Origin of the sequence: Paenibacillus sp. FSL H7-689, from assembly GCF_000517905.1 — a bacterium.
Lineage (GTDB): Bacteria > Bacillota > Bacilli > Paenibacillales > Paenibacillaceae > Paenibacillus > Paenibacillus amylolyticus.
On the sequence record NZ_ASPU01000002.1, the window covers coordinates 244,892 to 256,232 of the forward strand.

Below are 11,341 nucleotides of genomic sequence, written 5' to 3' on the forward strand. Positions count from 1 at the left end.
TATAATTAGATATAATCAATTATAACTAGTTATATCTAAAGATAACGTTGGGGGAGAAATGAATGAGAAAGAGAATCGGATATGTGTTGGGAAGTATGTCACTGGGACTGGCTCTTGTATTGGCTGGTTGCGGCGCAAGCACGGGCACTACGGATACATCCACAGGTGCAGAACAAACAACCTCAACGCCAGCGGCATCAGGTGAAAGTTCATCAGCAGGAAATAACGATCCGCAGGAAACGGTAGATCTGACAATCTCTGCGGCAGCAAGTCTGACCGATGCGATGAAAGAGATTGAAACCAATTATGAGTTAGCTAATCCTTATATAGAACTTAATTTTAACTTTGGGGCCTCGGGTGCCTTGCAACAGCAGATTGAACAGGGTGCCCCGGCTGATGTCTTTGTATCGGCGGCAACCAAAAATATGAATGCGCTAGTGGATGAAAACCTGATTGCATCGGGCGATCAGAAGAATTTGCTACAGAATTCACTGGTGGCCATAGTGCCAGCAGATGGGACCCACACAGTAACCAGTGAAACGGATCTCACCACCGACTCCATCAAGACGGTAGCCATTGGGATTCCGGAAAGTGTTCCTGCGGGAACCTATGCCAAGGAAGCTCTGACCAATGCCAAGCTGTGGGATGAACTGGAAAGTAAGCTTGTGCAGGGGAAAGACGTTAGACAGGTTCTTCAATATGTAGAGACAGGTAATGCAGATGCAGGATTTGTATATAAAACGGATGCTCTTACTTCGGATCAGGTGAAAATTGCGTTTGAGGTGGACAAGAACAGCTACACACCAGCCAATTATCCAATAGGCATTATTGAAGGAACCAAACACCGTACAGAGGCCGAACAATTTTATGCGTATTTACAAACCCCTGAAGTACTGGATATCTTCGCGAAATACGGATTCACAATTCCGGAATGAATGTGAACGCCATAGACTGGTCCGTATTCTGGTCACCGGTGCGCTTGTCACTTCAGGTTGCGCTGTTATCCAGCGTGGTGGCCACTGTGCTCGGAATTGCGATAGCCTGGAAGATGTCACGTTCTTCATTTCGGGGAAAGATTCTGCTGGAAACGGCATTTATGCTGCCGCTAGTCCTTCCTCCGACGGTGGTTGGATTTCTGTTACTTGTCATACTGGGGCGTAAAAGTCTGTTTGGACAATGGATTGAAGCCATATTCTCCGCACCAGTTATTTTCACCTGGTGGGCTGCGGTGATTGCTTCGGTGGTGGTTGCTTTTCCACTCGTGTATCAGACGATGAAATCGGGATTCAGTGGTGTGGATCGTGATCTGGAGGATGCGGGTCGTTCGATTGGGGCGAATGAGTGGCAGGTCTTTCGTTACATTTCCTTGCCGCTCGCAGGCAGAGCATTGATGACCGCCTTCATCCTGGGCTTTGCCCGGGCACTCGGCGAATTCGGAGCGACACTGATGATTGCAGGCAATATTCCGGGCAAAACACAAACGGTACCCACGGCAATCTATGTCGCTGTGGATTCGGGCAATCAGACCATGGCCTGGGCATGGACTGTTTCCATTATTATCATCTCGTTTCTCATGTTACTGATGACCAGACAGCAGCGAGATAGAAAAAATGACTAATTTGATATGTGTTGATATTATATATAAAATGATGAAAAATCCGTTTTGAGGAAAGAACTTTTTTCCTTAACGCGGGTTTTTATTACCAATTTCATATGTACCAATATCAATATCCTGCCAAATTGCTCTTAATGGAAATGTAAAGCTGTTTTAACATAAAAAAATAAAAATTTTCCCGAAATTTAATCGTTCAGTACTCGCTTTCAGTGGGCTTGTTCCTGTAAGATAGAAGTAATGGATTCCAGCCAAGTACTGAAATAAGGAGAGACGACGATGAACACTAAATCTGATTGCGGCGTTTCGTTGCAAATTGATGACTATCTGGATCTTTTGCATTTTGCCATCCAAATTCAGGATCAGGAATGGCAACAATCCCTTATCCGCCAACTCAAAATATTTCAGACGGCGACGGAGCAGCAACGCACACCTGAAGAGGAACTATGGACACGGTTTGATTACATCAACAGCAAACTGACAGGTCTGTGCCACCAGATTCATGCCGCTCATTCCATGGACGAACGCAAGAAGTTCGAGGAACGGATCGGTCTCTTACAATTACAGCGAGTGGAAGTTGCACGTAAAATTAAATGGGCGAGTCGCAGATAGATGAGTAGTGTACACACCAAGTGATGCACCGCCAAAATGGTATAATCAGTATGAGTCATACAAGAAGAAGCCATCCGCCAATCGATATGGGGGATGGCTTTTTCTTGTACTATAGAGAAGTCCTATAACCATATCAGGATGTCCTATTAGTTTAGTTATTGCCCTAAGATGACTTGTAATGATATTCTTTGTTCAACCTAATTCCGACTATACAAGTAAGAATGGTTTGTTAATAGGAAGAGGAATGGGAGTACACATCATATTTGCTGTGATAACAGCCTGTGGAGGAGATTGGGAATGGTTAAAAAACGGGGGATTCAAAAATTCCGGACAGCACTGCTGTTCATTACAATGCTGGCGGTACTGGCTGGATGCAGCACAGGAACTGCAAGCAATGATTCAGAATCTGCTTTGGCAGCAGGCGACACCAAAGTGAAAAAGATCATTGTAGGAACAGGTACACAGTTCCCAAATGTCTGCTTCATTGATGAGAATGGCAAGTTAACAGGTTATGATGTGGAACTGATCCGGGAGATCGACAAACGTTTGCCTGAGTACGAATTCGAATTCAGCACCATGGATTTCAAAAACCTGCTGCTGAGTCTGGAAACGAAAAAAATTGATCTGATCGCTCACCAGATGGAAGTGAATGATGAGAGACAGGCCAAGTTCCTGTTTAATGATGAAGCCTATAATATTTTTCCAAATAAAATTGTCGTAAGTCAGAAAAATGAGGAAGTAAAATCGATTGAGGATCTCAAAGGGAAAAAACTGATTGTTGGTGCTACGAGTAACGCGGCTGTACTTGCTGAGAAATGGAATGCAGCGAACGGCAACGGGATTGATATCGTTTATTCCGGAGCGGGTGAGGATACCATTACCCAGATCAAAACAGGCCGGGTGGATGCCACCATCAGCACGCAGTTTGCCATTGATTATCAGAATAAGGCGGTTGATGCTCAGTTGAAAACGGTAGGAGATGCCCTCTCCAACTCCAAAGTGTACTTCATTCTGAACAAGGATGAGCAGGAGCTCAAAACCAAAGTGGACGAAGCGCTCAAAGCGATCAAAGAAGATGGAACGTTAGGCAAACTGAGCACAGAGTGGCTTGGAGCTGACTATACGGTTGAAGAGTAGTCTGAGAAAGGTGTGCAGCGGTAATGGGAAAATCATTTGATCTGTCATTGGTTCTGGATTTCATCCCGGAACTGCTACGATATTTGCATATAACACTGATTGTACTGGGTGGTTCCATCGTGCTCGGACTGGTGGGCGGCGTACTTCTGGCCGTTCCCCGGCTGTATCGGATTCCGGTACTAAGCCAGTTGGCTACCCTGTACGTCTCATTCATGCGGGGCACACCGATCCTGATCAAATTGTTCCTGGTGTATTACGGACTTCCCGAGTTGCTCAAACCCATTGGCATCGACCTGTCGAGAACCGACCCGTTGTTATTTGTCATTGTGACCTATGCGCTTAGTGACGCGGCATCCTTTGCCGAGATCTTTCGCGGAGCGGTGCGCAGTGTGGATAAAGGTCAGACGGAAGCAGCCTATGCTGCCGGTATGACCACATTCCAGTCTTTTCGGCGGATTGTTGTTCCGCAGGCACTGATTGTTGCTTTTCCGAACATGGCTAACACGTTAATCGGTTCATTAAAGGATACGTCTTTGGCTTTCTCCATTGGTGTCATGGATATGGTGGGCAGAGGGCAGACGTTAATTTCGGCTACATCGCACGCACTTGAAGTGTATATCAGTCTGTCTGTAGTCTATTATGTCATTGTTATTGTGCTTGAAAAAGGATTTGCCTTTGCAGAACGCAGACTCCAGCGTCATGAACGCAAAAGAGTCGTACACAAACCGGCAATTCGAGCAAAACGCCTGAAAGAGGTTGTTCAAAAAGTCCGCTTTTGATTACGAATCATGCCTGGCGCATCGGTACTGAAAACCAGACTTTTTGAACTCTCACTGAAACGAATAGCGGGGTGAGCATATGTCGATTGATCTCCAGTTTATCTATACATCTTTTTTTCAAATCCTGAAGGCATTGCCACTGACACTCGTCATTACGATTGTTCCGTTGATTGCAGGCTTCGGAATCGGTCTGGCTACAGCTCTGATCCGTATCTATCGCGTGCGGTGGATTCACCGCATTGCTGACTTCTACGTTTCATTCCTGCGTGGAACACCGATGCTGATGCATCTATTCCTCATCTATTACGGTATTCCGATGATTATCGATAAGCTGGCGGAACGTTACGGTTGGGCTTTCCAATCCTCGTCGATTCCAATTCTCGTATTTGTACTGATTGCTTTCTCACTCACTGCGGGCGCCTATATGTCCGAGATTATCCGTTCAGGCATTCTTGCTGTGGATATCGGCCAGCTGGAAGCGGCTCACGCTGTAGGCATGAGCACATTCCAGGCTTTAAGGCGCATCATCATCCCTCAAGCGATCGGGGCGGTATTGCCTAACCTGTGCAGTATGTTTGTTGGGTTCCTGCATGGATCAACACTCGCATTTACCGTGTCTCAGATGGACATTCTCGGTAAAGCGGATGTGGTGGCATCCGTCAGTCTGAAGTTTCTGGAGGCCTTTATCGCCGCAGCGTTCATCTATTGGGGGCTGACCATCATTGCCGAGCGGATCACTGCTCTGCTTGAGCGTCGGGTTGCCGTGTACAGCAAAGGAGGCGTGTCATGATTACACTAACGAACATACACAAAACTTTTGGTAAGCAGGAAGTATTGAAGGGAATTGATCTGACCGTGGAACAGGGCGATGTCGTAGCGATCCTTGGACCGAGCGGATCAGGTAAAACAACGCTGCTGCGCTGCGTCAATTTTCTGGAACGTGCCGATGAGGGCGAGGTTCAGATCAGTGGATTAACCGTCGATTGCAAGCATGCACGCAAACATGACATTGTGCAGTTGAGACGAAAAACGGCGATGGTGTTCCAGCATTATAATCTGTTCAAACACAAGACGGTGCTGGATAACGTCACGGAAGGTTTAATTATTGCCCAGAAAATGTCCAAAGCCGATGCCCGCACGCGTGCCTTGCGAGTGCTCGAACAAGTCGGACTGTCTGCCAAAATCAATGAGTATCCAAGTATGTTGTCAGGTGGACAACAGCAACGGGTGGGCATCGCCAGAGCATTGGCACTGAATCCCGAAGTGATTTTGTTTGATGAACCGACCTCTGCGCTGGACCCCGAGCTTGTGGGTGAAGTGTTGTCTGTCATCCGCTCCATTGCTCAAGAGGGGATTACCATGATTGTAGTCACCCATGAAATGGGGTTTGCCCGTGAGGTGGCAAATCGGGTTGTTTTCATGGATGGAGGTTCCGTTGTGGAGGAAGGAACCCCGGAGGAGGTGTTTGTACGTCCCAAGCAGGAACGTACTCGCCAATTCCTCAGTCGATATTCTTCCGACTGGAGTTATGTCATCTGACGATATAGGCGCAAGCTGTAGTAACTGACGATCCCGGCCCGGCATATGCTGTAACAGGCAAATGCAGATAGGCCGGGTTTTTGTATGGGTGAAGCAGGCCGTGACGGTAAGGAGGAGGACCATGCAGAGCAAAATCGATGAAATAATCACACATATTGCACACTCTCACCAGCAGATCGCACGTGTGCTGGATGCCAAACGCCAAGTCGCTGTACGCATGTCTGAAATCATCAATCATTTGCCAGATATCGAACCGGAGTTGGATGGCGTTGACGGTCTGCTGGATAGCTCTGGGCAAATCAACAAAAGCATTATCTCTTACTTGGGGGGCCTTGCAGATCTGGAAGAGGCTGTAGCCGAAACGCTGACCCAAGTCATGCGGGAGATCGCGGTTCAAGAAGAAGAATAAGCCCGGAAGGCGGGTGAAGGAACATGAGTAGAGAACAGAGCCTCATTCTGATGCTGGACGCAGCAGCCAAAATGCAGTGGAATATTGCCCTGATCTTGGAGGCAAAAGCGATTGAGGCCGAGAAGGTACGGAACTGGACGCTGAATCATTTGAATGGGGATACCTTTCTGACGCATGGGGATCAGGTAGGCGAGCCGCTCAAGATGCATGATCAGCTGGTGGAATTGCTGGAAGGATTAACCCGGATGGAGACCGGACTGTGCAACAATCTCAAAGCGGTGATGGTGCAGAACGATAGCGAAGATGGCGGCGGTATGGACGGCGGCATGTTTGGCGGCATGGATCTGGGAGACATGGGAAAATGAGTCTGATGCGGCGTGAGCAGGAAGCCAAACTGGCGCTCATTGAATCCATTGCACACAGTCAGCAGGCGCTGGCACGCATTCTGGACAGTGTAGCCAGTGTAACCGCTCATTCGGAAGTATCCGCCCGCAGTCTGGCCGAGAACATTCGTTTGCTGAGTCGATATCAGGCAGAAATGTCTCGTATGGTTACGGGAATCAGGCTGGCCCGAATCCAGCATGGGGAGCCTGGCTTGCCGTGGCTCAAAGACCCCGGGTGTGCAATTCGTATCGTTCGGGACATACAGGAGGAATGTTGACATGTTAAAGAAGAAGAAAATACGACTGAGAACCAAAAGAGCTTTGTTAATCCGTGGAGCCCGTCTGCGCAAAATTCGCAAACTGCGTGCGCTCAGAGCCAAACGTGTTCTTCACAAACGCCCACTTAAAGGACGCAGTGCGTGGCTCAAAAAAAAGAAACGTGCGGTACGGCGGCACCGGAGTCCAAAGCCCGTACAACCAGTCGTCCCGGCTACCCCTACCGATCCGAACCCGGACGGTGCGTACAGTCAGGGATACAACGAGGCGTACAACGAGGGATTCAACGCGGGTTTCGCCAAGGGATTCGAGGACGGACATCAGCTGGCTTACAAAGCACAGTAACCGAGTAGATAGGATTATTCCTGCATGGAATGATACCTGTATACAGTTAGCCCGGGGGGACAGATCCCTCCGGGCTATTTGCATCGCCACAAAAGCGGACATGCCCGTACAGGCGGATGTGGAGGGCATGCGCCAATTTTACGCCTTGCAGGACACCCGTCCATGATGCATCTGACCCCGAGGCATATCCTTTAGAGGGAAGACCAATCTCGGGGAGAGTCTGGAAGTGAGATCTCCTGAAGGAAGACAGGGTGAATAATGTGGCAAAACGAAGGCACCGTCCGCTGACCGAAGCGGAAACGGCTTACCGCGGCGGATATGCAGAAGGCCGCAGATTTGGCGGCTGTCAAGCCATGATGGAGCGGGTGCAGATGTTTGAACCGACCCTGCGGGACATGAAGGTGTTATATATCCCGCAAGGATTCGATGCCATCGATGAAGGTGTCACCTTGGCTCTGCAGCAATCTGTACGTGAATGCGTTGTTGGATCGCCAGCAGCGATGTTGCAGGAAGCCAGTCAGCATCGGCCCGATGTTGTGCTCGTTATGAATGGTCTGCATGTATTTCCCGCAGATCATGTAGAGCAGGTGAATGGCATACGTGCACTCGGTATCCGAACTGCCGTGTGGTTTGTGGATGATCCGTATTTCACCGAAGATACAACGTCCCTTTGCCAGCACTATGATGTCGTGTTCACGCATGAAGAGGCCGCCGTACCCTTCTATCTGGGACATGGAGCGAACCAGGTCATCTATATGCCACTCGCGGTGAATCCAGGCATGTTTCAACCGCGGCGCGCCGCACCGCAGCATCAGCACGACATTTGTTTTATCGGTACCGGATTCTGGAATCGGATTGCCTTGTTTGATGAGCTGGCCCCTTTTCTAGCGGACAAAAAGGTATTCATTGCGGGTAGCCAGTGGAATCGGTTGACACGCTATGATGTACTAGGCCGTTTCATCCACGAAGGATGGATTGCTCCTGGAGAGACAGTAGATTATTACAATGGCGCCAAGATTGTCATTAACATTCACCGGACTTGCGAGAATGGGGAAGACAATCGCAATACACATCATCTTAAAGGTCACTCGATTAATCCACGAACGTATGAGATCAGCGCCTGCGGCACAATGCAGATTACGGATGCACGTGCAGATTTACCCCGTTATTATAAGCCGGGATATGACATCGAGACGTTCACCAACGCAGCAGAACTTCAGCGCAAAATCCACTATTATCTGAAGCATGAAGAAGAACGACAGGCGATGGCGTGGCGTGGACTTCTCACCACGATGAACCAGCATACATTCACTCGCCGGATCGGTCAGTTGCTGGAACATTTGTAATCCCCGTCTGAAGTGCAGCACCAACATGAACACTATCCCAAAAAATAAAGGAGTGGCGGTATGTCTCTCAAACACCGTAAAACTAAAAAGATTCATGCACCCGTACTAAGCCTGGCTGATCAAGCACGCAAAAATGGGCAACATGCCGGATATGACGCAGGTAAGGAAGAAGGATATCTGCGCGGTCGCGCCAACTATATTGTGAATTGTGCACAGGAACCGTTGCCTTTCCGACAGCTTCACGTGCTGTATGTATCCTCGGGTAAAGGCTTCCCTTACTCCCCGTTGGATGAGGCCATTATGGCCACGCTACAGGGTATGGTAGCTCAAGTAACCCTCTCTGATCCGCGTCAACCGATTTCTGAAATTGCGCTGCAGACGCATCCTGATCTTGTGCTTGTGCTGGATGGAATGGATATCCCCATCGAGCATATCGATGCGATTCGCCAAGCGGGCATTCAGACGGCGATCTGGCTCACGGATGACCCGTACTATACAGATATGACGCTGGATATTGTGACACATTTTGACCATGTCTTCACGTTGGAACTGAACTGTATCGATCTATATCGACAAATCGGCTGCGCGTCCGTTCACTACCTCCCTTTTGCCGCATTTACTAATCATTACTTTCCGATTACAACGCCTTCCCCGTTAAAACGGGATGTCAGCTTTATCGGCTCGGCCTACTGGAACCGGGTATACTTCTTCAATCCGATCATGCCTCAGTTGATGTCACACAATACGGTATTTAACGGAATCTGGTGGGACCGTCTGCCTGACTATACTGCCTATGGCGAGAAGATTGAGCTCGGGCGCTGGATGAGTCCGCCGGAGACCAATGATGTGTACAATGGCACCAAAATTGTCATCAACCTGCATCGATCCCACGAAGATGATTCCGTCAATAATAATCACCTCAAAATTGCGCCAGCTTCACCGAACCCGAGAACGTTTGAAATTGCCGCGTCCACGACGCTACAGCTGACCGACGCCCGGGATGACATTGCGCGTTTCTACAAACCGGGTGTGGAGATTGAGACTTATTCCTCGCCGCAGGAGTTACTCGACAAAGTGGAATATTATCTTACTCATGAAAAGGAACGTCGTGAGATTGCACTTCGTGGACTTGAACGTACACTGAAAGACCACACGTATGGCAAAAGAATTAATGAAATGTTAACCATCATATTCCCTTAATTCTGGCCGGGAGGAGGTGTGCACAGTACCCTGTATCGGATAATCGTGTACAGGGTCCGTGCGGCCATGGCAACGAAACCAAAGATGATGTTATTTTCACATGTGTGTAATACTCGCAGCATTACAGGCGCCGAGAAGCTGCTGCTTCATTTTATGAGAGAGATCGGTACGATCTTTGAATGTGTGCTCGTAGCCCCTCAGGAGGGGAAGCTTGCGGGGCTTGCGCGAAGATTCGGCATTCAGGTCAAAATATGCACTCTGCCGATGCTTCACGGTGTGTACACACCTTACCTGGGCATTGCAGATGATGCGGAGCATCTTCGCCATACACCGGCGTATCAGGAAGCAGTCTCCCTAATACGGGAGACTGCTCCCGATATGGTGTTAACGAACACCTGCGTTAATGTGATGCCGGCTGTAGCGGCAAAGTCCCTTCAGATTCCGGTCATCTGGAAGATTACCGAGATCATTCATACGAATGAACATACAAACGAGGCAATCCAGATGATTGGGCGTTACGCGGATTGGATTATCGGTATATCCGAGACAGCGGTAGCCCCATTCCACGAAGCCGGCATAGGTGACAAAGTGACCATTATCTCCCCAACTTGGGAACCCGCGCTACCAGCACCGGACCGCTGGGTTCATCTGCGCGAACGCAAGCGTAAGGAGCTCGGTTTCAAATCATCGCAGACCTGTATCGGTTATATTTCTTCATTTATATATGATGCCAAAGGGTTGAAACCTTTTGTAGATATGGCCTTGAGGATCTGTGAAACACATTCGCGCTGTCGCTTCTGGATCATCGGGGCAGCATCGGATAAAAAGTATTACGACGAGTGTGTATCACGGGTGAAAAAATCCGGGTATTCACGCCGGTTTACCTTCACCACATTTGAAGAGAACGTATCTCTGGCGTATACCGCGATGGATATCCTGGTCATCCCAAGCATGGTCAAAGAAGGGTTTGGCATGACCGCACTGGAGGGTCTCTATTTTGCCAAACCGGTCATCGCTTTTGCTCAGGGTGGACTGAAGGAATTAATGGAATCTGTAGGCAGTGATGCATTTCTGGCCCCGCCGGGTGATACCGAAGCGCTTGTCACCTTGGCAACAACCTTGCTGAATGATGCAGAGCTGGCCTCGAATACGGGGTGGCGTAATCGGACAGAAGCGGAAAGGCTCTACGGCGTTGAAACCTACCGAACGAAACTGCATACGATGGTGACACAGTGGTTATTGCGTTTTCCCGGATGGTTTGCTTATATCCAACCTCCGAATGGACCTGTGTATACCCATGGGGAGGGAGGACTACGCACTGTACTGGTTCTGGAGCCGACTACGGTTCGAGCACTATTATTCCCACTGACCGTCATACAGGCGTTGCCACATTCCTCATTACCTCCAATCGCATTGGGTCACGATGCTCCTGTTGCCTCAGGTACTGTCCCGGCTGCAAAGCCGATTCAACAGAGGGGCAAAACGCGGAAACGTCGTCGCAAGCCACTTGCACCTCATTCTCGCCGAGACCGTGAGGGGCTGAAACGTACTTCCGGAACTGGCAGACGTAAGGGGAGAACCCGTACAACCAAGGGACCGCGTCCACATATGGGGAAATCGGCTAGTCGCAGACGCAAATCTACCAAAGCGGGACGTAGCCGAGCAGGGCGCAAGGGTTCCAATACAAGATGAAGGCAGGGATT

General features: G+C 49.1%; 14 protein-coding genes. All 14 read left to right on the top strand.

Annotation, left to right across the window (positions count from 1 at the left end; genetic code table 11):
* Positions 1–62 precede the first annotated feature (62 nt).
* The 14 genes from modA to C170_RS01095 all read left to right on the top strand — a co-directional run bounded on the left by modA (position 63) and on the right by C170_RS01095 (position 11,330).
* Positions 63–935, top strand: coding sequence for a molybdate ABC transporter substrate-binding protein (gene modA / locus C170_RS01030; protein ID WP_036605838.1), 873 nt, complete (start codon positions 63–65; stop codon positions 933–935).
* Positions 932–1,618 carry a molybdate ABC transporter permease subunit gene (gene modB / locus C170_RS01035; RefSeq protein WP_081745806.1) on the top strand — a complete coding sequence of 229 codons (687 nt, stop codon included), beginning with the start codon at positions 932–934 and terminating at the stop codon, positions 1,616–1,618. Before modA ends, modB begins: the two co-directional genes overlap by 4 nt.
* A gap of 273 nt (positions 1,619–1,891) precedes the next feature.
* Positions 1,892–2,224, top strand: coding sequence for a hypothetical protein (locus C170_RS01040; protein WP_017692504.1), 333 nt, complete (start codon positions 1,892–1,894; stop codon positions 2,222–2,224).
* 315 nt (positions 2,225–2,539) lie between these two features.
* Positions 2,540–3,361 carry a transporter substrate-binding domain-containing protein gene (locus C170_RS01045; protein ID WP_036605942.1) on the top strand — a complete coding sequence of 274 codons (822 nt, stop codon included), beginning with the start codon at positions 2,540–2,542 and terminating at the stop codon, positions 3,359–3,361.
* Between the two features lie 23 nt (positions 3,362–3,384).
* Positions 3,385–4,140: an amino acid ABC transporter permease gene (locus C170_RS01050; protein WP_036605839.1), complete on the top strand. Its 756-nt coding sequence runs from the start codon at positions 3,385–3,387 to the stop codon at positions 4,138–4,140.
* Positions 4,141–4,219: 79 nt separating this feature from the next.
* Positions 4,220–4,930, top strand: a complete 711-nt coding sequence (locus tag C170_RS01055) for an amino acid ABC transporter permease (protein ID WP_036605840.1) — start codon at positions 4,220–4,222, stop codon at positions 4,928–4,930.
* Positions 4,927–5,679 (top strand): amino acid ABC transporter ATP-binding protein, encoded by a 753-nt coding sequence (locus C170_RS01060; RefSeq protein WP_017692508.1) that lies wholly within the window; start codon positions 4,927–4,929, stop codon positions 5,677–5,679. Before C170_RS01055 ends, C170_RS01060 begins: the two co-directional genes overlap by 4 nt.
* A gap of 121 nt (positions 5,680–5,800) precedes the next feature.
* Positions 5,801–6,088 (top strand): hypothetical protein, encoded by a 288-nt coding sequence (locus tag C170_RS01065; RefSeq protein WP_017692509.1) that lies wholly within the window; start codon positions 5,801–5,803, stop codon positions 6,086–6,088.
* A gap of 23 nt (positions 6,089–6,111) precedes the next feature.
* Positions 6,112–6,453, top strand: coding sequence for a hypothetical protein (locus tag C170_RS01070; protein ID WP_017692510.1), 342 nt, complete (start codon positions 6,112–6,114; stop codon positions 6,451–6,453).
* The gene (locus C170_RS01075) at positions 6,450–6,749 is read left to right on the top strand and encodes a hypothetical protein (RefSeq protein WP_017692511.1); all 300 of its coding nucleotides are present in this window, start codon (positions 6,450–6,452) and stop codon (positions 6,747–6,749) included. The genes C170_RS01070 and C170_RS01075 overlap by 4 nt, the downstream gene beginning before the upstream one ends.
* Position 6,750: 1 nt before the next feature.
* Complete coding sequence (locus C170_RS01080; RefSeq protein WP_051446920.1) at positions 6,751–7,092, top strand: hypothetical protein; 342 nt, start codon at positions 6,751–6,753, stop codon at positions 7,090–7,092.
* A 251-nt stretch (positions 7,093–7,343) separates the two neighbouring features.
* A complete protein-coding gene (locus C170_RS01085) occupies positions 7,344–8,438 on the top strand; it encodes a CgeB family protein (protein ID WP_081745808.1) in 1,095 nt (364 codons plus the stop codon).
* A 60-nt stretch (positions 8,439–8,498) separates the two neighbouring features.
* Positions 8,499–9,638 (top strand): CgeB family protein, encoded by a 1,140-nt coding sequence (locus tag C170_RS01090; protein WP_036605841.1) that lies wholly within the window; start codon positions 8,499–8,501, stop codon positions 9,636–9,638.
* Between the two features lie 66 nt (positions 9,639–9,704).
* Positions 9,705–11,330 carry a glycosyltransferase family 4 protein gene (locus tag C170_RS01095; protein WP_155985004.1) on the top strand — a complete coding sequence of 542 codons (1,626 nt, stop codon included), beginning with the start codon at positions 9,705–9,707 and terminating at the stop codon, positions 11,328–11,330.
* Positions 11,331–11,341: the final 11 nt, after the last annotated feature.